Raw genomic sequence first — 21,861 nt, 5'->3', positions numbered from 1 at the left:
TGGTCGTCAGCGGGGCTGGGACAACTCGGCGGAGCACGTCCCCCACTCGGGGGCCCTTTCCTCCGCTTGTTTGCCATGCGGTCACCCCACGCGTTTACCGGTCGGTGATCCGGTAACCCGGTGTCACAGTGACCCTACGGGAGTGACGATCCCCGTGAAAGGAGTGAGCCATGTCCGTCAGTGCGCTCGCCATCCTCGGGGTGGCGGTTGTGCTCACCGTCGCCCTTGTGCTGGCGCGGCCGGTGAGGTGGAACGACACCAGCCGCCCGCAACGCCGGTTCGGCCGGCTGAGGATGAAACCGCTGGGTGATCTCGAGCGGGACCAGTATGTGGCCCTGTGGGCCGGACTTCAGGAACGGTTCGTGGACTCCCCCGCAGCGGCGGTGACCAAGGCCGCCGAGCTGCTGGACCAGCTGACCGTCGCACGCGGCTTCCCCGCCGGGCCGCGTGAGGAGCGATTCCGCGCCGTGGCCGCGGTCTTCCCCGAACGGGCACAGGGTGCGCTACAGCTGCACCGGGCCTGCGGGGAGGCGGCATCGGGGCAGGCGGATGCCGAGTCCCTGCGTCAGGCACTGGTCGGGGGCCGTGCGCTCTTCGAAGAGCTGGTCGCGGTGACGGCTCAGGACCGGGCGCTCGCTGCCGCGGCACGCCGCGGCCGGGCCCAGCGCCCGATGTCCGTGCCCCGCACCGGCCAGAGCGGCCAGACATGACATCCCATCCGCCCCGCTCGGGGCGTTCGCTCTCACGTCCCACGCGGACCCCGTTGCCGGCGCACAGGACGGCCGGGACGCGTCCGACCGCCCCGGGTGCCCTCATGGACCGCTCCATGACGGCGTACACAAGGCCGGTGTGCCGAGCGCCGCTTGGGGCACAAGAGGCCGTAGGGGGCTCCGTAAGGCCGAACGGGGAGATCGCGCACATGACTACATCCGAGATCGCAGCAGCTGCCACGGGGAACCCTGAGTGGTCCCGCCCCGGGAGCGCGGCCGAAGCCCGGGCCACCGTACGAGGGCTGTTGAGCGAGCGACTCGGCACCGGAGACTCCGGAGCCGGCGCGGCGGGCGGATCCGCCCGCCGCATCGAGGAGAGCCGTCTCGCGGACGCGCTTCTGGTGACCTCCGAGCTGGTGACCAACGCCATCCTGCACGGTGGCGGTGTGACGCGCTTCGCCGCGCGCATCACCCGGGAGGGCCTGCGCCTCCAGGTGACCGACCGCAGCCGCGTGCGACCTGCGACCGTGTCCCGCACGAACGACTCCTACGGCACGCTGCCCGGCGGCCATGGCTGGCCCCTGATCCAGCGGCTGTGCCGGGACATCACCATCACTCCACTGCGGGGCGGCAAGACGATCCAGGTCCTCGTAGGCCTGATATGACCGCGATCCGCTCTGGCACACGTCGTGCGCAGCCGCCTCTGACGTGTACCGGAGCGGATCGGGGGCAGACGCCGACCAGCGGCGGTCGAGGCGCCGTCACGCCCCGGTGGCCACGTGTTCAGGCCCCGGAAATGAATCATGCGAAAGCGGAGGCTCATGTCCCAGCGAGAACAGAACCTGGACGTCGAGGTCGAGATCCACGACGCCGCCACGGCGATCGTCCGGATCCGCGGCGAGCTGGACGTGGACACGGCGACCCTGCTTCATCACCACTTCGCCAATCAGTTCCTGCACGGTCGCCGGCATCTCGTGCTGGACCTGTCCGCCCTGGATTTCATGGACTCCTCGGGGCTCAACGTCATGATCAGGACCACCCGGGAGGCCCGGGCAGCCGGTGGTGACGTCCATATCTCGGCTCCGACCCCGCTGGTGCGCAAGCTCTTCGACATCACGGGCCTCAGCCTGACCACGGCCGTCCACGCGGATACGGACGCGGCCCTGGCTGCCGTCCGGTCCCACGAGACGCAGCACCGTCCGGATCCGGTCGGAAAGCCGGGTCGGGAGTCGCCCGGAGCACTGCTGCGACAGCGTTCGGAGCGGGCGCCAGCAGACCTTTGAGCAGGATCGCGCCTTGGCCCGCCCGAGGCGCGAGAGCCCCGCCGACGCCCGTCCAGTGCTTTGCCGCATACCGTCTGAGCTGGGCTTTCTCCTGGTCCGACGGTACGTTTCCGGCAGGGAGAGGGGAGCCTCTGGACCGGTCCATATGGGATCGGCGATGTGCTCGACCTGATGGACGGCTTGTTCGCAGCCGACGCCGACCGATGGAGGGACCGGGCGTCGACCTGGTGGGACGAGTTCCACGCCGACCGTTCCAAGCCAGTGCCCTTCTTCGTCGCCAAGCCGGACGAGAATCTGGCCTCCTCCATCGACCGGGGTCTGATCGTCCCGGGCCGCGCCCTCGACCTGGGCTGCGGCCCGGGACGCAACGCGATCCATCTGGCCTCGCAGGGCTTCCAGGTGGACGCCATCGCCCTCTCCTCCACCGCGATCGCCTGGACCGAGGGACGAGCCCGGGCTGCCGCGGACGTCAGATTCCGCCGCGGCAGTGCCTTCGAGCTGACCGGGACCGGCTGGGGCGGCCCATATATGACCTGGTCTGCGACTCGGGCTGCTTCCTCGCACCCATCGGCGCATCAGCTGTCTGTCCCTGCTGGACGAAGTGCTCGCGCCGGGCGGCCGTTTCGCACTGACATGCTTCGCCGCCGGAGCGATGGGCTCCGAGCTGTCCGATGCGGACGTCTACCGGCAGTCCCGACTGCACGGCGGGCTCGCCCACACACCGGCGTCACTGCGCGGGATCTTCTCCGGGCTCACCGAGGTGGAGCTGCGCCGCATGTGTCACGAGCCTGCCGGGTCCCGGTACTTGGGCGAGGCCTTCCTGTGGACCGCGCTGTTCAGCAAGGACTGACACGCCCGCGAGGGTGGACTCCCCGCCGGGACCGGTCGTTCTCAGCGCTCGACCCTCTCGATGATCACCATCGCGACATCGTCGGCGAGGCAGCCCGAGGTGTGTCGCAGCAGCGCCTGGTGGAGCTCCTCCAGAAACTCCTCGGGACTGCTGCCCCGCACCGCTTCCATGGCATCGGGCAGCACGAAGAAGTCGTCGTCGCTGTTGCGGGCCTCGATCACTCCATCGGTGTGCAGCAGCAGACGGTCTCCGGGGCTGAACGGATAGGACTCCGCCTTGCCCTTCGAGGGACGGGTCATGAGCTCCTCGAGACCGAGTGGCGGGAGGGGGCTCGCCGGCATCAGGGCCTCCGCCCTGCCGTGGTGCAGCACCAGCGGGGGCGGATGGCCCCGGTTGACGACCTCGATCACCGACTCCCGTGGGACCTGGACCACCAGTGCCGTGACAAACCCCTCCACCCGGGCGTCCGGGTCCACGCCCGGCGACCAGCGCTCCCGTTCCAGGGCCGCCGCGCAGTGGTCCATGACGTCCACCAGGTCCTCCTGGTAGTGGACCGCCTCCCGGAAGGCACCCAGCACGGCCGCGGCGGCGCGGACAGCGGGAAGGCCCTTGCCTCGGACGTCACCGACGATCAGCCTTACCCCGTAGCGGGTCTCCACGGCCTCGTAGAGATCCCCGCCGATCTGCGCCCCGGTCTCGGCGGCGAGATACATGCTGCTCGCGCGCAGCGGACCGATCCGGGCGGGTACCGGTCGCAGCAGCACCTCCTGTGCGGCGACGGCGATCCTGCGGATCTGGTTGAGTGCGTTCTCGCTACGTGTACGCGCGGCTCTGCTGGTCGTGATGCTGGCCACGGACACCAGCAGCAGCGCGAGGATGTTGGTGTAGACCTGCTGCGTGCCCCAGGCCTGGTTGTAGGTGGCGGTGATCACGCTGACGACCAGGGCGAAGCCCGCCGCCGCCATGGTGCCCCTGGGGCCCATCGTCACCGCTGCCAGTGCCGGTGTCGCGGTGAGCAGGGGGCCCGTGTACACGACATGCAGGGGCGTGAGCTCGATGACCACCACCAGGACCGCGATCGCGAAGGGCAGACACTGCGCGAGCACCCAGACGACCCGGTGGTGACCGCCCGCATCTGGTCGCACGGATGAGCGGAAGACCGACCGCATGCCATCAGCCTGCCTGCTCCGGGCGCACACTTCCACTCCTCGCGGTCACAGCGGACGCGAGCGCTCGTCACCCATCGCACGAGGCATTCGCCCGCCGTACCCCGGTCGGCCATCCGGCGTCCGCCGCCCGGTGCCCCGCAGCCGCTGTCCTGGGGGGCGCAGATTCCGGGCCCCTCACCAGCGGAGGTCAATCCCCCATGGCCGATCTCAACCGCCGTCGCTTCTTCCAGCTCGCCGGTGGCACCGCCGCCGTCACCTTGCTCTCCCAGAGCATCGCCCGGGCAGCCGCCATCCCCGCCCAGGGAGGCACGGGCACCATCCAGGATGTCGAGCACATCGTGGTGCTCATGCAAGAGAATCGTTCCTTCGATCACTACTTCGGAGCGATGAGGGGCGTCCGGGGCTTCGGCGACCCCCGCCCGGTCACCCTGCCGAACGGAAAGCCGGTCTGGCACCAGTCGGACGGCAAGAAGGAGACCCTGCCCTTCCGTCCTCCCGGGGACGACCTCGGCATGGAGTTCCTCCAGGGGCTCAACCACGACTGGGAAGGCGGCCAGAAGGCCTTCAACAAGGGCCGCTACGACCAGTGGGTGCCGGCGAAGACCGCCACCACCATGGCGTATCTGACCCGTGAGGACATCCCCTTCCACTACGCGCTCGCCGATGCCTTCACCCTCTGCGACGCGTACCACTGCTCCGTCATCGGTTCCACGGACCCGAACCGCTACTACCTGTGGACGGGCCACACCGGCAACGACGGCACCGGAGGCGGTCCGGTCCTCAACAACGCCGAGGCCGGATACGGCTGGACCACGTACCCCGAGCGCCTGGAGGCGGCCGGAGTCTCCTGGAGGATCTACCAGGACACCGGCGACGGTCTGGACGCCGCGGGGTCCTGGGGCTGGATCGAGGACGCCTACCGCGGCAACTACGGCGACAACTCCCTGCTGTACTTCAACTCGTACCGCAACGCACGGCCCGGTGACCCGCTGTACGACAAGGCACGCACCGGCACCGACGCCAAGAACGGCGACGGGTACTTCGACCTCCTGCGCGCCGACGTCCAGGCGGGCCGGCTGCCCGAGGTCTCCTGGATCGCGGCCCCCGAGGCCTTCTCCGAGCACTCCAACTGGCCGTCCAACTACGGCGCCTGGTACATCTCGCAGGTCCTGGACGCGCTGACCTCGAACCCCGACGTATGGGCGCGTACCGCCCTGTTCATCACCTACGACGAGAACGACGGCTTCTTCGACCACGTCGTGCCGCCGTACGCGCCCTCCGGGCCCGACCAGGGACTGTCCACCACACCGACGGCGCTCGACCACCACCCCGGCGGCTCCGGATTCACCGCCGGACCGTACGGGCTCGGCCCCCGGGTGCCGATGCTGGTCGTCTCCCCCTGGAGCACCGGCGGCTTCACCTGCTCCGAGACCTTCGACCACACCTCCGTCATCCGCTTCATGGAGCGCCGCTTCGGGGTGCGCGAGCCCAACATCTCCCCCTGGCGGCGTGCCGTCTGCGGCGATCTGACGTCCGCCTTCGACTTCGCACGCACGGAGACCGGTCCGGCTGAACTGCCCCCGACCGACGCCTACTTCCCACCCGACCGCGAGCGCCACTCCGACTACCGCCCCACCGCTCCGGCCGTCGGCACCATGCCCCGCCAGGAGCGGGGCAGCAAGCCCACCCGTCCGCTGAGGTACGCGCCGTACGTGGACGGTGCCGCGGACACCGCAGCGGGCACGTACCGGCTCACCTTCAGCGGCGGGCCGGCCGCGGGAGCCCAGTTCCACGTCACCTCCGCCAACCGCACCGACGCGCCCTGGACGTACACCGCCGAAGCCGGGAAGTCGGTCGCCGACAGGTGGAACACGCGCTACTCGAAGGGCGTCACCGACCTGACCGTGCACGGCCCGAACGGCTTCCTGCGCCGCTTCCGCAACCCCGGCAAGAGCGCGGGGCCCGAGGTGACCGCCCGGCACAACACCACCGGCAACCTCGAACTGACCCTCACCAACTCCGCTGTCTCGGACGCCCGTCTGACGATCACCAACGCCTACGACGGCGTCTCGCGCACCCTCACGGTGCGCGCGGGCTCGGCCGTGCGGCACAGTGTCGATCTGAGCCGCTGCCGCAACTGGTACGACGTGACGGTCACCGCCGCGGGTCAGGCCGACTTCCTGCGCCGCCTCGCTGGCCATGTCGAGACCGGCTCGGCGGGTCTCTCGGACCCCGGCATCCTCACTGTCTGAATCACTGCCTGAACCCCTGTGTGCACGGTGCCCGGCCCACCGCCTGATCCGGCCAACCGGCGGGCACCTCACGCGCCGCTCCGGCATCGCCGGATGCCCGGAGCGGCGCGCAAGGCGTGACCACGGCATTCCGCTTGCGGTTGGCCTGTTCGCACCGGTGACACCTGCTGGGTCAGCCGCTTATCTATGGCATGCGCGCAGCAGATCACCACAACATCACCGGCGCGCCGCTCCGAGCATCAGACAGCGCGCCCCCGGGCGCCGTACCGGGGGTGACGGAACAGTGCGGGTCACGCGGGAGAGAAGCACGGCGGAAGGCAGCGGCACGCAACCGCCTGGCGAGGCGACGTATCTGGTGCTGGGGCCGCTGGAGGTCTGGCGTGCAGGGAGGCTCTGCACGCCCACCGCCCTCAAGCAGCGGGCTCTGCTCGTCCTCCTGCTGCTGCACGCCAACCGGCCGTTCCCGATGTACACGCTGATCGACGAGCTGTGGGGCGGAAGTCCGCCCAGGTCCGCGGTCTCGGCCCTGCAGATGTACGTGTCAGGACTGCGCAGGACGCTGGAACCGGGCCACAGCCGCGAGGGCCACGACGCCCGCACGCATCCCCTGTTGCGTACCTCGGGGTCCGGCTATCTGCTCCAGGTGCGCCCCGGCGAACTGGATCTGGACCGCTTCCGCGGGTCAGCGGCATGGGGACACGAGCTGATGGCCGCGCGGGACTGCACTGCCGCCGCCGACGCGTTTCGCCGGGCGCTGTCGCTGTGGCGGGGCACCCCACTGGGCGACCTCGGGCAGAGCTGTCTGCCCGACCACTACGCGGTGCGGCTCGAAGAGGAGCGGCTGGCCCTGGTCCACGACCGGATCGCCGCGGACATCTGCCGTGGCCGGGCTCGCGAGGTGGTCGGTGAGCTGGCGGAACTCTGCGCCCGCCATCCGCTGCGGGAGGGCTTCCACGAGCAGCTCATGGTGGCCCTGGCCGAGACCGGCCGACGCGCCGAGGCCCTGGACACCTATGCCCGGGCCCGGCGCACCGTGGTGGAGAACACCGGCATCGAGCCCGGGCCCGGCCTGCGTGGCACACAGCAGGCGTTACTGAGCGGCGATCGACCGGGAAACGCCGGTCACGAGCGATGCCGCCCGGCCGGGGCGATCCAGGCGTGAAGGGAGGGAGCCACCGCCTCGCGCGGCGGTGCCCCCTCCGACCAGGAACTATGCGTGGGTGCGGTCGGCCGCGCGGAGGCAGGACTCCTTGTGGGCGCGTGCGTCGGCGTCGTCGGTGACGGCGAGCACCGCGTCGAAGTCGGCCACCGCCTCGCTGAACCTGCCTGCCGCTTCGTGGACCACTCCCCGGTTGAACCGGAACTCCGGTCGGTCGCCCAGTTCCACCGCCCGGTCGAAGTCGGCCAGCGCGGCCGTCAGGTCGCCGTCGGTGTAGGCGAGTTCAGCCCGCACCGCCCAGGCCTCCGCGAGCTTCGGTTCGCTGCGGAGCGCTGCCGCCAGCGCCTCGCGCGCTTCGGCCGCGCGCCCCGCCTCGCTCAGGAGCCGGCCGCGCAGGCAGAGCAGATGGGCGTGTTCGGGATCCTGCCGCAGCCCGGTGTCCGCGCTCTCCAGCGCCGCCCCGGCGTCCCCGAGGTCGGCCAGCAGCCCGGCACGGGCGAGCTGTGCCTCGAGATGGTCCGGCTCCAGTTCCAGGGTGCGGTCGAAGTCGGCCAGCGCGCCCTCGGCGTCGCCGAGTTCGAGCCGGGCGTCTCCTCGGTTGTAGTAGGCCTCCGGAAAGGGCGGTTCGAGGGCGAGCGCGCGCTCGTAGTCGGCGATGGCCTCCTCGATCCGGCCGAGTTTGCGCAGGATGCTGCCGCGGTTGAAGTGGTGGTCGGCGAAGTCGCTGTCGGCGTCGATGATCCCGGCGTAGTCCGCGAGCGCCTCTTCCAGCCGACCGCTCATCCCGTTCACCTGTGCTCGGTTGTAGCGCAGTCCGACGCGGTGCCAGGTGCGCTCGCCGATGCCCAGTTCGCGGTCCAGCCGTGCCATGCCCTCGTCCAGCAGCCGCAGTGCCTCGTCGGTCCGCCCGGCCCTGACCTCCACGAGGGCGAGGCCGTTGCGGTTGAACACCGAGTAGAAGGCACGCTCCTTGGGGTCGGGCAGCAGGTCCGAGATCGCGATGGCCTGGTTGACCCAGGCCCTGGCCCGGTGCTCGTCGCGCAGTTCCGGCGGGAAGTGGCGGGCGTAGAGCATCCCGGTCTCGTAGGCCAGGCTCATGTGGTGCATCGGTGTGGTGGTCTCGGTGCGCGCCTGCTCCTGCACCGCGGCCGACTCCTCGGGGCGGCCCGCAGCCGCCAGGCACACGCCCGTCTCCCGGGTGAAGGTCCACCACAGGTCGGGGCGTTCGGCGAAGTCCACGCGGTGCCTGCCGTCGTCACCCATCTCCGCCGCGATGTGGTAGAAGCCCAGGTACTTGCAGCGGGCCTGGGCCCGGCGCAGGGCCTCGAGGCCCGCGCCGCCGGGGTCGCTGCCGTGCAGCAGGTGGTACGGCAGGGCGCCGAGCGCCAATGACGGTTCCGCCTCCGCCCGCGCGGCCAGGTCCTCGGCCCTGCGGTCGTGCAGGGCGGTGCGCTCCTCGGGGGCGAGAGCCCCGTACGCGGCGATCAGTTCGGGATCGTCGTCGACACAATCGCCCTCGACATAGCGGGCGGCGGCCTTCGGTGCGTCCTGCGGTCCGGCACTCCCCTGCTGCGGGCCCGTGCCGTGTGCCGGCAGGAAGATCCGGGTGGTGTGTGCGGTCAGTTCGGCGGGCAGCGAGACCGAGAGCATCCCGGGCGGATCGACCAGGGCGTCGGTGTCCGTGCACACGACGAGCGTGAGAAGTTCGGCGGGGATCCGGCGCAGCGCCGCTGACAGGAACTCCCGGTCCGTGACATCGGCGTGCTGGACGTTCTCCACGACCAGGGTGCGCGGGTTCCCGTCGCCGTCGGGCAGGGCGGCCAGCAGGAAGTCGACCAGGCCGTGCGCGACTCGCAGCGAGTGCAGCCGGGCCGGGTAGCGGCTGGCTTCCCCCGGTGCCTTGGCGTTCTGCTCCAGGACTCTCACGATCGGAGGCACCAGTGGCGTCAACTCCGGTGTGCTTTCCTGGAGCTCGATGTAGTGCCGGGCGGCGAGCTCCGGGTTTCGTCGCAGTGCTCGCGGGGCCACGAGCCGCAGCAGCTCGCCTGCCGCCGTATAGGGACCGCGAAGCCGCCGGTGCGCGTCCACCACCACGATCGGGGAGTGCGTTTCGAGTCCGGCCCGCAGCCGGTCACGCTGATGGCTCAGGGACGCCGAGATCCAATAGTGGCCGGTCATGAACCCGCCTTTCACAGAGGGGCCGTTGGGGCAGCCGTATCAGGCGATGACGTGGTGGGTGCGGGAGCGCCGGGCGCGCGTGCGTTCCCTGGCGGCGATCCAGAGGGTGAGGGCCAGCTGTCCGAAGGTCAGCAGCAGGAAGACCGAGGAGTCGACGAGTTCGACCCACCCGGCCTGGCCGCCCGAGCCGTAGCGGTCCACCGCTCCCGACACCATCCGGACCAGCACGGGGGCGAGCGCCAGCACGAAGGTGCCCAGGCTGACCGTGTAACCGACGACGATCAGCCACGAGTACCACCGTGCCACCCGGCGGTCCACCGGATGCCACGGGGACTCGTCCGCCAGCTTGTCCGTGCGTCCGAGCAGGCGCAGGAAGCGGTTGCGCAGCAGGCGGACGGACGTGGTGTGCAGGTCCACGCAGCCGAGCATCGTGGTGATCAGCACATAGACGTCGGTGCGCAGATAGAGGAAGAACTGCCAGAGCAGGCGCAGCAGCGCCGCGAAGGCGAGGCCGAGGCACACCCGGCTGGTGAGGCTCAGCGCACCGTCCGGTGCGCGGGCCGCGTCGGCCACGGCGATCAGCAGCCCGAGCAGTACGCAGTCGGCGACCATGCCGGCGACGATCGGCAGATAGCGCTTCCTGCGTTCGACGGCGACCAGGCCGTCCAGCGCGGTCTCCACCACCAGGAAGTAGAAACGGTACGACATCCGGGTGCGCGAGCGGACGCCCAGGCGACGTGCGGCCAGAGCGTGGAAGGCCTCGTGGATCGCGATGAGCGGAACGGCGGCGACCAGCAGCACGATGCCGATCACCGCGTAGTAGTCGCTGAACAGCAGGTCCTGGGGCGTGGGGACGAGATCGGGGGACATGGACATCCGCAGCACGGCCCAGAGCACGATCGCCGCGTAGCAGACCCATGCGAACGGCGAGAACAGCGCCCGGCCCAACCGCTGCCAGCGCACCGGCTCCACCGCGACCGGCTGCTCGTCGGCTCCCCTGACGAAACCCAACTCGCGCAGGGCGTCGATGACATCGTCCACGTCGGCCCGCTCGCCGTACTCTGCGGCATACCAGTCGGAGACCTGTGCCGGGGTGGCACCCCCCTCCAGGCGGCGTACGAGCTGTGCGCCGTCGGGCGGGAAGATCGCGTAGGAGTCGGTGTCGGGGCGCCCGATGGTGACCTCGTCGCCGTCTTCCAGGTAGACCAGCGGGTGGAGCTCCAGCGGGGTGTCAGAGTTGCCGCGGATGCCGTGCTCCGCCATGGAGTTCTCCTCAGGCTTCAGGTACGGCGGCGCCGTCGTGTCCTGCATGCCCGGGTCGTGCGGGCGGTGCGTCGGACACGACGGCGTCGGGGCCCCGTGCACCGGTGCCCGGAACTCAGCTGATCGGTGATCAGTTGGGGTTCGTGTACACGCTGCAAGCCGAGGACGTCAGACGGACCGGACCGGCCTTGCGAATCTGGATCTTCTTCATGAGGGCACCTCCTTCACTCCAGCGGGAACTTCGGGCATCACTCATCCTGGAGATCGCCGCCATAGTTTCTCCATAACTCCGCCAAACCCTCTTCACGTACGGGAAAGCACGCGGCACCGGCCCCGCGCAGTACGGGGGCCGGTGCCGCGTGCTCAGTGAGTGCGTGGCGTCCGCGCTAGGAAGCGTCCCGGACCGTGCCGGCGATCACCGGCCCCTTCACCGGTTCCCACGACTGGTCCCAGGTGACCAGCTGGGCCCGCAGGGATTCCACCGGCTCGCGCAGCCCGTCCGCGACGGTCGGCACCTTCACCTCGGTGCTCAGTTTGCCCGCGTCCACGCTCACCGGCAGCGACGGGGTGACATCCGACATCGCGGACAGAGGACGGGAGGGCTGCGGGCTGATGCCGAGCGTGTCCTGGAGCCAGCGCGGGTCGACGTCCGTCGTGGACAGCTCCGTACCGCGGGTCACCGGGAGCAGGGAGAACTCGCCCATGATGTCGGCGTCGGCGGCCTTCGACAGCGAGACCCGCCAGGTCAGGGCCCTGCCCTCGGTGACATCGGCCGCGACCGGCTTCACCGTGATCTTGGGCATCGGATCGTCGTTCCGCGCGGTGACACCGCCCCGGTACGAACCGACCACCGCGCCGTGCACCGACTTCACCAGCATGTCCTGCATGAGGTCATAGCCGTAGCGGGTGTTGCCGCGCACCGTGAACGGCACGCCGATGTCCTGGCTGCCGGGGCGTACCGTCACCGTGCGGTAGGTGAACTCGCCGGTGTCCGGCTTGGGGACGAACACCCGGATCCGGCCGCTGCCCTGCCCGGAGACCCGGACCGGGACACGGTAGGTGCGCTCCCCGGAGTCGCCCTCCTTGACGGTGAGCCGGCCGATGTCCACGCGCGGCATCCCGGTGGCGCGGACCGCGGGTGTTCCGGGTCGCCATCCCCAGGCGTCGATCAGCCAGGCCTGCCCGGAGCGGCTGCGGGGCTTCAGTTCGAGTGTCTTGATGTGCTTGAGGTCCAGCCGGGCCTTCGACGCAGCGGCCAGCGGTACGCGGATCTCGCGCCCCCAGTAGGAGGTCGTACGCTCGCTGCCCGGCAGACCGTCGATCCGCGACCGGCCGAGGTTCGCGCGCCGGCCGTTGCTGTCGACCACGGCCACGTCCAGCTGGGTGCCGCTGCTGTTGGGCGGCACCATCACGCGCAGGGCCAGTGCGTCGGCGCCCGCCAGGGAGACCGGACGGGCGGGCCGCACGGCCACCGTGGCACCAGGGCTCGACCAGCGGATCGCGACCGCCTCCCGGCCGGGCTCCGACGGCACCTCCCAGGACGCGAAGTGCGGCGACCCGCCGCTCGCGGTGGCCGGCAGGCAGCCCTTGGTGGCGGCCGAACCGCTCGGTGTGCACAGCCGCCCGGAGCCGGTGACGGTCGTCGACGGGCCGGGTAGGAAGGCCGTGGTCCGGTTGCCGCCGACGGCGTGGGTGAGCACCCGGGCGGGGCCGGCGGACGGCGCGCGGCGGCCGGTGCCGTCCAGGAGCGGACGCACCTTGTCGTCGCCCGCGACGAACAGCCGGGCCGCGGCGGCGACGTAGGTGGCCCCCGCGGCCTGCTGCTGGGTGGCTGTCAGACGGGTCTTCGTGCCCGGAGCGCACACCGGATCGGGTGTGTCGTCGCCGTACCCGAAGTCGTCGTCCGCCGGTGCCTGCGCCTGGCCCGGGGTCCACTCGCTGTTGAAGTAGTTGTGGTTGGCGCCGACCATGTACACGGCGCTGTGGAGTGCGCTGCCGTTGCTGACGCCGCGGGTGCCGTCGACGTAGATCTCGCCCTGGAGGTCCGAGACATCGCCGTCACAGCCCGGCAGGATGGTCGCGGAGGGCACGTCGGCGGCCGGGTTCTGCCCGAAGATGGTGGGGCCGATCAGCACGTTGCCCCTGATCTTCCAGCGCACCGGGCCCTTGTGCCCGTCCTGGTCGGCGGGCGGCCGGGAAAGGCTGTCGAGCGCGGCACGGTTGACGCCTTCGCCGCCCCGGGAGTGGCCGACCAGCAGCACGCGGGACAGGTCGGCAGGTGCCACGGCGCGGGCGGCGGCCGGTGCGCCGGACCGGTCGGCAGCCCAGTCGGCCCAGCGGGCCAGGTGCAGTCGCACCAGGGAGGAACGGGCCTGCGCGCCCCCGTCTTCGGCGAGGTGGTCCTGCCCGTTGATGCCGTTGGCGGAGATGGACAGCGTCACATACCCCTGGGAGGCCAGCAGCTTCTGGGCCCGCAGATAGCCCTGGTGGCTGGGTATCGGCTTGGTGCCGTCCGTGCAGGGCCAGCCGCCGGTCGCCTCACCCTTGGTGTTGTAGCAGGTGGCGTGGCGACCGTGCAGAAACAGCGCCACGGGGCGCTTTCCCGGGGCGTCGGCCGGCCCTACCACCGTGGCGCGCATCTCCACCGGTTCGGGGAAGCCGGGCAGCCGCACGGACGTCAGCGCGTATTCGCCGCTTGCGGCGCGGTAGGGTCCCGGCGTTCCGGGGTCCACGGCGTTCGCGGCCGGCTCGGCCTCACGCGGTGCCGGCGTGGTCGGCGCGGGAAGCCGCCGAGCGGGCGCGCCGGGCGTGTTGCCCGCGATGTCCAGTCGGCGCCCGCCTGCCAGCACGCGCAGCTCCGCTTCCGGGCCGATCCGGGCGCCGTCGAGCCGTAGCCGGAACGAGCGCCCGTCCCGTGCCGGCACCGGTGCGCCGAGCAGGCGGTCCCCGGCGTAGAACTCGACCCGCGCGTCGCCCATGGGTACCCGGCCGGGCGAGTTCCAGACCAGCTGCCTCTCCGTACCTGTGCCGGTGAACCGCCATCCCTTCGGCAGGTCCTCGTCCGCCCACCCCGGTGGCACCTCCGCCCGGGAGCCGGCGAGCGTCTGAGCCTGCGCCGGCCCCGGCACCCCAGCGGTGAGCGCGAGTATCGCGCCCGCCGCGGCCACCACGCGTACGACACGTATCACAGTGGTCTTCCTCATCATCGGTTCCGTCGGGGCACCTCAGGGGATTCCTGGGGCCTTCTTCGTTCCGTGAGGACGACAACTGTTCGACACGGGTTGCCTGTTGAGGGGCACGTTGTCGCAAAAGCGACTTCGATCCGTCCGGACCGGCGGACGACGCGTCCCGGCACGCCACCCGTGTGCACCGGCTCCGCGTCCCGCAGACACCGGTACACACCGCGAGCACTTCAGTCGGCACCGACCGTGACCGTGCATAATCACAGGGAGACGGTCGCCGTGTCATCGCTGGCGGCCGGCGCCGATACGGACGACTCGCCGCCGGCGTTTCATGGGCTTATCACCCGTTTGGGTGGTGCATCCCTGGGCGCGGTCGTACCGTCGAGTCAGGAGCAATCGCGATCCTGGAACAACCGCTGGAGTCCGCCGCCCATCGGGAGCCGCAATGGTGAATCACAAGCTCGCGACATCACTCATGCTGTGTGCTGCCGCGGTCCTCACAGCAGTGGTACCGGCATCGGCTTCCACGGCTGCGCCCACGGCCTCGCCTCTGGTGGCCGTCGACTGCTCCTCCAACCCGCAGACCCGTCCCGGCGACTTCCTGCTCGCCTGCGGGGACGGCAACAACCGGCTCGTCGATCTGAAGTGGGCCACCTGGGGACCGAACTCCGCCGTCGGCAGCGGGATCGACATGGTGAACGACTGTCAGCCCTATTGCGCGGCGGGCAAATTCCGCGCCTATCCCGTGACCGTGAAACTCGACCGGCCGGAGACCTGGCAGAAGCACCCTGAGCTGAAGCACTTCACCCGGATGCAGCTCACCTACACCGGTGACCGCCCCGCGCACACACAGCAGGAAATGACCTACGCCCTCTGGGGCTGAACGACGACCGCGCAAACCCGCATCACGGCCCGTCACTCGCAGACGAAGTGACGGGCCGTGACATGCGGCCAGGCCGTGTTTGAGCACTGGCGTCGTCCGCCCGAAGGGCGGGGCGCGCGGCGTCCGGTGCGTGCCAGGCGTCGCGAGCCAGGCGGGAGCTCTCACACACGGCCTAGGCGCCCGGTGAAGCGGTCACCAGCGATACCAGCGTCCTCGTGGGCCACCGGAACCCGCCGGACGCACCACGAAACCGAGCAGCCACAGCACGAGGACGACGGCGGCTATCCACCACAGCGCCTCGACGGCGAAGCCCGCACCGAAGAGCAGGACGGCCAGGATCAGAACGAGCAGCAGGGGAACCATGTTCATGCACCTCCGGACCTCCGCTTGCCCCCGACCCGGAGTCTCACACTCCATCAGTCATGGGTGGCGTCGCGCCATGAGCGGGACCGGACACCCCGCATGGAGATTTCTCCTATATTGGAAACATACTGAAAGAAATTCGCATTACACTCCAGACTGTGCGCAGACGTTCCATATGCGGTAGAAGGGTCCTCGGATGAAGGTCCGTCCGGGTCGTGCTGTCGCCGCAGCACTGGCCCTGTCCGTACTCCCCGCGCTCGCCGCCTGCGGGTCGAACGGCGACGACGGCCCCGGCACACCCGCTGACACGACCGGCAAGGGCGGCTTCACCGTCGGGGCGCTCTTCCCGGACACCCACACAGCCCGCTGGGCGACCAAGGACAAGCCCCTGATCGAGCGCAGGGTCAAGGATCTGTGTCCCGACTGCCGGGTGATCAGCGCCCAAGCCTCCGCGGACGTGGCCACCCAGCAGCAGCAGATGGAATCCATGATCGCGAACGGGGCCAAGGTCCTGATCCTCGATCCGGTGGACGACAAGGCCCTGCGCTCCTCGATCGCCAGAGCCCGTGACGCGCATGTGCCCGTGGTCTCCTACGACCGCCTCGCCGAGGGCCCCATCGCGGCCTACTCCAGCTACGACTCGAAGGAGATCGGCCGGATCCAGGCCCAGCAACTGCTGAAGGCAATGGGTCCGAAAGCCGACGGCGGACAGATCGTGATGATGAACGGCGACCCGACCGACCCCAACACCAGGGACCTGATGGACGGTGCCCTCTCCGTCCTCAAGGGCAAGGTCAAGATCGGCAGGTCGTACTACACCGCCGGCTGGATCCCGGAGAACGCGTACAAGAACATGTCGGCGGCGATCTCCGAGCTCGGCCCCGGCAATATCGACGGAGTGCTGTCGGCCAACGACGGGATCGCGGGAAGCAGCATCGCCGCGCTCAAGGCCGCCGACGTATCGCCGCTGCCGCCCGTCACCGGCCAGGACGCGGACCTCGCGGCCGTCCGGCGGGTCGTCAAGGGCGAGCAGTACGTCACCGTGTACAAGTCCTTCGAGGCGGAGGCCGACGCCGCGGCCAGGATGGCCATCGCACTGGGCCGCGGTGAGAAGCTCGACGACGTCGCCAAGGACCGCGTCAGCAATGACACCGACGAGGACATCCCGGCCGTGCTGGGCCCGCTCACCCCCGTGACGGCCGAGACGGTCGAGGACACGGTCATCAAGAACGGTCTGTACACGGTCGACCAGATCTGCACTGCCGCGATCCGTGCCGCCTGCCGCGAGGCCGGGCTCACCGGGTGACGGCCCCGCGCCGGCCGGGCGAAGGAGGTGTCCGACATGCGGAGCACTCCCCTGCTGGCGCTGCGTGGTATCTGCAAACGGTACGGCGCCGTCTCGGCGCTCACGGACGTCGAGCTGGAGATCCACGCCGGCGAGGTCGTCGCACTGGTCGGCGACAACGGCGCGGGAAAGTCCACCCTCGTCAAGGTGATCACCGGCGCCGAGCCGGCCGACGAGGGAACGATCGAGTGGGACGGCCGCACCGTACGGATCGCCAGGCCCCGCGACGCCCAGAGCCTGGGCATTGCCAGCGTCTACCAGGACCTCGCCCTGTGCGAAACCCTCGATGTCGTCGGCAACCTCTTCCTCGGCCATGAGCTCGGCGGCACCGGCATCCTCGACGAGGTGTCCATGGAGCGCCGGGCCTGCGAGCTCGAGCTGTTGGACACCCTGTCGATCGGGATCCCCAGCGTGCGCGTACCGGTGGCCTCCCTGTCCGCCGGTCAGCGCAAGACCGTCGCGATCGCACGCGCCCTCATCAGCGAACCCAGGCTGCTCGTCCTGGACGAGCCCACGGCCTCGCTGGGCGTCCAGCAGTCCGCCCACTTCCTCGATCTCATCGACCGGCTGCGGGAGCGCGGGATCGGCGTGTTGCTCGTCAGCCACAACCTGGGCGATGTCAAGGCGGTCGCCGATCAGGTCGCGGTGCTCCACCTCGGTCGCAACAATGGTTTTCTGAGCGTGCCGACCACGTCCCAGGAACAGATCGTCTCCTGCATCACCGGCGCCACCAACAACGCCGTCACTCACCGCGATGCCCGGGCGTGGGAAGGAGGCCGGTGAAGAGGCCAGAACCTACCGGGCGCACCGGCTCCGCCAAGCCCGGCTCCGCACCCGCCGACACGCGCCCCACTGTGGGCGACGGAGGCTTCCGGAGCTACCTCGAACACTTCGCCCGCAAGCTGCGCAGCGGAGAACTCGGAGCGCTTCCCGGCATCGCCGGTGTGATCGTGCTCTGGATCATCTTCCAGAGCCTCCAGCCGCAGTTCCTGTCGCCGCGCAACCTGTCCAACCTCAGCGTGGACATCGTCGGCACGGGCATGATCGCGCTGGGCATCGTCTTCGTGCTGCTGCTCGGTGAGGTGGACCTGTCGGTCGGCTCGGTCAGCGGGCTCACCGCGGCCGTGTTCGCCGTACTGAACGTCCACCAGGGCCTTCCGGAGTGGCTGGCGATTCTCGCGGCCCTGGTGGTCGGGGCGGCGATCGGTGCGTTCCAGGGGTTCTTCGCGGCCCGGATCGGCGTGCCGGCGTTCGTCGTCACCCTGGCGGGGCTGCTGGCCTGGAACGGGCTGATGCTGTACACCCTCGGCGCGAGCGGCACCATCAACCTCCCTGATGAGGGTCTGGTCCACGCGCTGACCAGCTACTATTTCCACGATCCGGCCGTCGCCTACGGGCTCGCGGCACTCACCGTGGCGGCGTTCCTCCTCGCGTCCTACCGGGGCGCACGCCGCCGCAGGGCCGTGGGCGTGCTGTCCCGGCCGGTCATCGTGATCGTCGTACGGACCACGGCCGTGGCGCTGGTGGCGTTCGGCGCCGCCTATGTGCTGAACCGCTTCGAGGGCCTGCCACTCGCCCTGCTGGTGTTCCTCGTCTTCGTCGTCGGCCTCGACTTCGTGCTCCGCCGTACGTTCTACGGGCGGCGGATCGTGTCGATCGGCGGCGGAGCCGAGGCAGCCCGCCGCGCCGGGCTGAATGTGGTGTGGCTGCGGATCTCGGCCTTCATGGTGTCCGGCACGCTGGCCGCCGTCGGCGGCCTGTTCCTGGCCTCCAGGGTCGCCGCGGTGGGCCAGACCTCGGGCTCCAGCATCCTGCTGATCAACGCCATCGCCGCAGCTGTGATCGGTGGCGTCAGCCTGTTCGGCGGCCGTGGCACCACCTGGTCCGTGCTGCTGGGCATGCTCGTCATCCAGTCGATCGCGTCGGGCATGGTCCTCGCCGGTATCCCGACACCGATGCAGTACGTGATCACGGGCGGTGTGCTGCTCGCCGCCGTGACCCTCGACTCGCTGTCGCGGCACTCGCAGAAGGCCCACGGCAGGGGCTGACCGTGCGGCGGCGCGGTCAGGCTCCGGCCATGGGCCCCCGGCCTCAGAAAGTGCAGGTCGGCACCCCCTCCAGCCATGCGGGCCCCTTGATGTAGATATTGCTGACCCAGGCCTTGTAGTCGGGCAGGTAGGACCATGCGTCGTTGGTGTAGCCGTCGGCGGTGACCAGCTCCGCGTGCTTCTGGCACGCGACGCGGATCGTGGTCGAGTCGGGGAAGGCGTAGACACGCGCCGCCCTGGTCGACGGGGCCGCCTTGGTCCACACACCGGTGCCCCAGGTCTGGAAGACGTGGCCGGTCACCGGGCCGGGGTCGATGCGGACGGCCCCGTAGTACGCCCCGGTGAGCCGGACATCGCTGACCATGAGCTTGGTACCGGACTGCCTGGCCTCCACCATCCGGCCCGCGCCGAGGTAGATGGCGATGTGGTGCAGGTGCTGTGAGGTGCCCCAGACCAGCAGGTCGCCGGGAAGCAGCGGGGCGAGACCATCAGCGGCGCTGAAACGGCCGGCCGCGCGGTGTGTGAAGTACTGGGCGCTGGCCACACCGTCGAGCAGGTCCTCGCCGGTGGCCTCGGCGTAGGCGTAGCGGACCAGACCCGAACAGTCGAACCCGAGTCGCTCGGGGTCGTGTTCGCTCGCCGGGTCGGTGGGGTCCACCTGCCCGTAGGTGGGCCCGGGACGGGCACCGTGGCCACCGCCCCAGGTGTACCAGACGCCCGCGGCCACCTGCCGGCAGGCGGTGGCGATCGCCCGTTCGGCGGCGTCGGAGGCGCCGGGCGCCAAGACGCGGCAGTCGCCGTCCTGTGCTGAGGACTGAACGGCTTTCGTCGGATGAGCGGCTGCGGCAGTCGCGGGTGACGACGCCCAGCAGAGGGCGGCGGCCAGTAAGCCGATGAGTGCGCTGGTGAGACTGGTACGACGATCCATGGAACTTGCCCCGTTCTGTTGTGCCTTTGTGCCGTGTGCCGTTGCGTCGTGCGATGTCAGCGCAGAGACCGGCCCGGACCGGTTCGGAGGGTCAGGACCGGTTCCCTGCGCAGCCAACAGCCTGCGGACCGCGACGACACCGGGTCGAGAGCGCCGCGCCGCCCTACGCGAACGGGCAACGGGAAACCCCGGGAAACCCCCACCGGGCACGGCGCTTCCGAAGGCTCCGGAGGATCGGTGAACGAGCGAACCACCGGGCCGGCAGCCGCGCCGCCCGGCACTCGTCGCGGCCATTTCGGTGTCTGCCGTCGTCCGGTCAGCGACTCGGTGACAGACTGCGTGCGCCGCCGCCGGACGCGAGTGACACCGGGCTGCCGCGCAGCAGGGCCTCCCGTTCCTTCGGGGCGAGCCCTTCGCGCAGCCGGCTGATCTCCGCCAGCCGGGCCCCGACGTCCAGGTTCCAGAGCCGTACGGTGCCGTCGTTGCTGCTACTGGCGACCGTCCGCCCGTCGGGTGCGAAGTCGACGTCCCACACCGCGTTCGTATGGCCCGTCAGGGCCGCCCAGAGCCGACGTCCGGCCACGTCCCACAGCCGGACCGTGCGGTCGTTGCCGCTGCTCGCCAGAGTGCGGCCGTCGGGAGAGAACGCGATGCCCCGCACAGAACCCGTGTGGCCGGTGAGGGTGGCGAGCGGACTGCGTGCCGGGACGTCCCACAGACGTACGGTGCCGTCGTTGCCGCTGCTCGCCACGGTCCGCCCGTCCGGGCTGAAGGCCACGCCCCGCACCGCACCGGTGTGGCCGGTGAAGGTGGCGAGCGGACTGCGTGCCGGGACGTCCCACAGACGTACGGTCAGGTCGTCACCCGCGCTGGCCAGAGTGCGGCCATCGGGGCTGAACGCCACGTCGTTGGCGAAGTCGGTGTGACCGGTGAGGCGGGCGAGCAGACTGCGTCCGGCCACGTCCCACAGCCGGATCATGCGGTCGGAGCCCGCGGAGGCGAGGATCCGGCCGTCCGGCGAGAAGGCCACCGCGAACACATCGCCTTCCAGGCCGTCGGGGCCCGTGTCCAGTGCGGCGAGGGCGCTGCGTCCCACGACGTCCCACAGCCTGATCGTGCCGTCGGAGCCCGCGGAGGCGAGCGTACGGCCGTCCGGCGAGAACGCCACCGCGAGCACCGTCTCGCGGTGCCCGGTGAACGTCGCCAGGATCCGGCCGGCCCTGACGTCCCACAGGCGTACGGTGTGGTCCGCGTCGGCCGTGGCCAGCGTCCGCCCGTCCGGGCTGTACGCGGCCTGCCAGATCTCGGTGAACGGACGTGCCGTCAGAGCCGAGGCCCGCAGGTCCCAGAGCACCACGGACTGGTCGAAGCCCGCGGTGGCGAGGGTCGTGCCACGGGAGTCGACGGCCACACCCATCACATAGTCGGTGTGACCGGCGAGGGTCGCCGTGAGCCTGCCGCCGCGTACGTCCCAGAGTCGGGTCGTGCCGTCGCCTCCGGCGCTGACGACCGTGGTGCCGTCGGGTGTGTAGGCGACCGCGTTGACGTCGTCGCTGTGCCCGGAGAGGGTGGCCACCGGACGGCGCCGGGACACGTCCCACAGCCGCACGGTCCGGTCGACGCCTCCGGTGGCCACCGTCCGCCCGTCGGGCGCGAACGCCGCGCCCAGCAACTCGCCCGTATGCCCCCTGAGCACGGCGAGGGAACGGGCCCCTGCCAGATCCCAGAGACGAACGGTCCGGTCGGAACCTGCCGAGACCAGTGTCCGGCCGTCGGGCGCGTACGCCAGCGCGTTGACCGTCCCGGAGTGGCCGGTGAGCGTCGCGAAGGGACGGTGGCCAGGGGCGCTGTCCCACAGCCGGATCGTGCCGTCCGCATCCGCAGTGGCGATCGTACGGCCCTGGGGGTCGAACGCCACGGCGCGGGCGCCCTTGGTGCGGATGTCGAGCCGCTCCTGCGCGTGGTGACCGGTGGTACCCCACAGATGCACCGGTGCGTCGGTGGAAGTCGCCGCGAGCGTACGGCCGTCGGGGCTGAAGGCGACCGACCGTACCCGTCCGGGCATGGTGAAGGCGGCGATCCTACGGTGGTCGGACGGCCGCCGCAGGGTCACCGAGCCATCTGAACTGGCGGTCGCCAGGGTACCGCCGCCGGGTGCGAAGGCGACGGCGTTCACCGGCCCCCCATGGTCCCCGAGCCTTGCGGCGAAGGGCTGGGACTGGGTGCTCAGCAGGGCTCCTCTGGCCTC

16 protein-coding genes and 1 pseudogene are annotated in these 21,861 nt (G+C 70.6%); 10 read left to right on the top strand and 7 right to left on the bottom strand.

Translation table 11 applies throughout. The features are described 5' to 3' along the window. Positions 1-170: 170 nt before the first annotated feature. The 4 genes and pseudogenes from ACFV6V_RS23635 (at position 171) to ACFV6V_RS23620 (ending at position 2,843) form a co-directional block, all read left to right on the top strand. On the top strand, positions 171-710 hold the full coding sequence (locus tag ACFV6V_RS23635) for a hypothetical protein (RefSeq protein ID WP_385568304.1): 540 nt from the start codon (positions 171-173) through the stop codon (positions 708-710). A 209-nt stretch (positions 711-919) separates the two neighbouring features. Beyond that, complete coding sequence (locus ACFV6V_RS23630) at positions 920-1,375, top strand: ATP-binding protein (protein WP_385568301.1); 456 nt, start codon at positions 920-922, stop codon at positions 1,373-1,375. A 156-nt stretch (positions 1,376-1,531) separates the two neighbouring features. After that, positions 1,532-1,993 (top strand): STAS domain-containing protein, encoded by a 462-nt coding sequence (locus tag ACFV6V_RS23625; RefSeq protein ID WP_385568298.1) that lies wholly within the window; start codon positions 1,532-1,534, stop codon positions 1,991-1,993. A 171-nt stretch (positions 1,994-2,164) separates the two neighbouring features. After that, positions 2,165-2,843, top strand: a pseudogene (locus ACFV6V_RS23620) (class I SAM-dependent methyltransferase). Positions 2,844-2,884: 41 nt separating this feature from the next. Here the strand turns inward: ACFV6V_RS23620 and ACFV6V_RS23615 are convergent. Further along, positions 2,885-4,012: a PP2C family protein-serine/threonine phosphatase gene (locus ACFV6V_RS23615; RefSeq protein ID WP_385568296.1), complete on the bottom strand. Its 1,128-nt coding sequence runs from the start codon at positions 4,010-4,012 to the stop codon at positions 2,885-2,887. A 197-nt stretch (positions 4,013-4,209) separates the two neighbouring features. Here ACFV6V_RS23615 and ACFV6V_RS23610 point away from each other — a divergent pair, with 197 nt between their 5' ends. Both ACFV6V_RS23610 and ACFV6V_RS23605 read left to right on the top strand, forming a co-directional pair. Then, entirely contained in the window at positions 4,210-6,264 is a 2,055-nt protein-coding gene (locus ACFV6V_RS23610) for a phosphocholine-specific phospholipase C (RefSeq protein ID WP_385568293.1), read from the top strand. A 283-nt stretch (positions 6,265-6,547) separates the two neighbouring features. Then, on the top strand, positions 6,548-7,426 hold the full coding sequence (locus ACFV6V_RS23605) for a BTAD domain-containing putative transcriptional regulator (protein WP_385568290.1): 879 nt from the start codon (positions 6,548-6,550) through the stop codon (positions 7,424-7,426). Between the two features lie 48 nt (positions 7,427-7,474). Here ACFV6V_RS23605 and ACFV6V_RS23600 read toward each other — a convergent pair whose 3' ends face one another. The 3 genes from ACFV6V_RS23600 to ACFV6V_RS23590 form a co-directional block, all read right to left on the bottom strand. After that, entirely contained in the window at positions 7,475-9,601 is a 2,127-nt protein-coding gene (locus tag ACFV6V_RS23600) for a tetratricopeptide repeat protein (RefSeq protein ID WP_385568288.1), read from the bottom strand. Positions 9,602-9,640: 39 nt separating this feature from the next. Beyond that, the gene (locus ACFV6V_RS23595) at positions 9,641-10,912 is read right to left on the bottom strand and encodes a hypothetical protein (protein WP_385568285.1); all 1,272 of its coding nucleotides are present in this window, start codon (positions 10,910-10,912) and stop codon (positions 9,641-9,643) included. 338 nt (positions 10,913-11,250) lie between these two features. Then, entirely contained in the window at positions 11,251-14,067 is a 2,817-nt protein-coding gene (locus ACFV6V_RS23590; protein WP_385568282.1) for an alpha/beta hydrolase family protein, read from the bottom strand. Between the two features lie 424 nt (positions 14,068-14,491). Here ACFV6V_RS23590 and ACFV6V_RS23585 point away from each other — a divergent pair, with 424 nt between their 5' ends. Then, positions 14,492-14,929, top strand: coding sequence for a hypothetical protein (locus tag ACFV6V_RS23585; protein ID WP_385568280.1), 438 nt, complete (start codon positions 14,492-14,494; stop codon positions 14,927-14,929). Between the two features lie 192 nt (positions 14,930-15,121). On the opposite strand, the gene ACFV6V_RS23580 is transcribed toward ACFV6V_RS23585, so the two are convergent. After that, positions 15,122-15,292, bottom strand: a complete 171-nt coding sequence (locus tag ACFV6V_RS23580) for a hydrophobic protein (RefSeq protein WP_385568386.1) — start codon at positions 15,290-15,292, stop codon at positions 15,122-15,124. Between the two features lie 196 nt (positions 15,293-15,488). Between ACFV6V_RS23580 and ACFV6V_RS23575 the strand changes: the two genes are divergently transcribed. From ACFV6V_RS23575 to ACFV6V_RS23565, 3 genes are read left to right on the top strand one after another with little or no spacing between them, the layout of a single operon-like run. Further along, on the top strand, positions 15,489-16,598 hold the full coding sequence (locus tag ACFV6V_RS23575; protein WP_385568278.1) for a substrate-binding domain-containing protein: 1,110 nt from the start codon (positions 15,489-15,491) through the stop codon (positions 16,596-16,598). 36 nt (positions 16,599-16,634) lie between these two features. Further along, positions 16,635-17,420: an ATP-binding cassette domain-containing protein gene (locus tag ACFV6V_RS23570; protein ID WP_385568275.1), complete on the top strand. Its 786-nt coding sequence runs from the start codon at positions 16,635-16,637 to the stop codon at positions 17,418-17,420. Then, entirely contained in the window at positions 17,417-18,685 is a 1,269-nt protein-coding gene (locus tag ACFV6V_RS23565; protein WP_385568273.1) for a sugar ABC transporter permease, read from the top strand. The genes ACFV6V_RS23570 and ACFV6V_RS23565 overlap by 4 nt, the downstream gene beginning before the upstream one ends. A gap of 43 nt (positions 18,686-18,728) precedes the next feature. Here ACFV6V_RS23565 and ACFV6V_RS23560 read toward each other — a convergent pair whose 3' ends face one another. Beyond that, on the bottom strand, positions 18,729-19,613 hold the full coding sequence (locus ACFV6V_RS23560; RefSeq protein ID WP_385568270.1) for a C40 family peptidase: 885 nt from the start codon (positions 19,611-19,613) through the stop codon (positions 18,729-18,731). 316 nt (positions 19,614-19,929) lie between these two features. Continuing rightward, on the bottom strand, positions 19,930-21,861 hold a 1,932-nt coding region (locus ACFV6V_RS23555), incomplete at its 5' end, for a WD40 repeat domain-containing protein (protein WP_385568268.1).

It is taken from the genome of Streptomyces sp. NPDC059828 (assembly GCF_042731955.1).
Taxonomy (GTDB): Bacteria; Actinomycetota; Actinomycetes; order Streptomycetales; family Streptomycetaceae; genus Streptomyces.
Note: the sequence above shows the minus strand (reverse complement) of the source record. Positions and strands in the feature narration are given on the sequence as shown.

Coding starts and splice junctions, on each gene's coding strand:
- ACFV6V_RS23575 (WP_385568278.1), top strand. CDS start 15,489: ATGAAGGTCCGTCCGGGTCGTGCTGTCGCCGCAGCACTGGCCCTGTCC.
- ACFV6V_RS23630 (WP_385568301.1), top strand. CDS start 920: ATGACTACATCCGAGATCGCAGCAGCTGCCACGGGGAACCCTGAGTGG.
- ACFV6V_RS23560 (WP_385568270.1), bottom strand. CDS start 19,613: ATGGATCGTCGTACCAGTCTCACCAGCGCACTCATCGGCTTACTGGCC.
- ACFV6V_RS23580 (WP_385568386.1), bottom strand. CDS start 15,292: ATGGTTCCCCTGCTGCTCGTTCTGATCCTGGCCGTCCTGCTCTTCGGT.
- ACFV6V_RS23585 (WP_385568280.1), top strand. CDS start 14,492: ATGGTGAATCACAAGCTCGCGACATCACTCATGCTGTGTGCTGCCGCG.
- ACFV6V_RS23625 (WP_385568298.1), top strand. CDS start 1,532: ATGTCCCAGCGAGAACAGAACCTGGACGTCGAGGTCGAGATCCACGAC.
- ACFV6V_RS23595 (WP_385568285.1), bottom strand. CDS start 10,912: ATGCAGGACACGACGGCGCCGCCGTACCTGAAGCCTGAGGAGAACTCC.
- ACFV6V_RS23590 (WP_385568282.1), bottom strand. CDS start 14,067: ATGAGGAAGACCACTGTGATACGTGTCGTACGCGTGGTGGCCGCGGCG.
- ACFV6V_RS23600 (WP_385568288.1), bottom strand. CDS start 9,601: ATGACCGGCCACTATTGGATCTCGGCGTCCCTGAGCCATCAGCGTGAC.
- ACFV6V_RS23610 (WP_385568293.1), top strand. CDS start 4,210: ATGGCCGATCTCAACCGCCGTCGCTTCTTCCAGCTCGCCGGTGGCACC.
- ACFV6V_RS23615 (WP_385568296.1), bottom strand. CDS start 4,012: ATGCGGTCGGTCTTCCGCTCATCCGTGCGACCAGATGCGGGCGGTCAC.
- ACFV6V_RS23635 (WP_385568304.1), top strand. CDS start 171: ATGTCCGTCAGTGCGCTCGCCATCCTCGGGGTGGCGGTTGTGCTCACC.
- ACFV6V_RS23570 (WP_385568275.1), top strand. CDS start 16,635: ATGCGGAGCACTCCCCTGCTGGCGCTGCGTGGTATCTGCAAACGGTAC.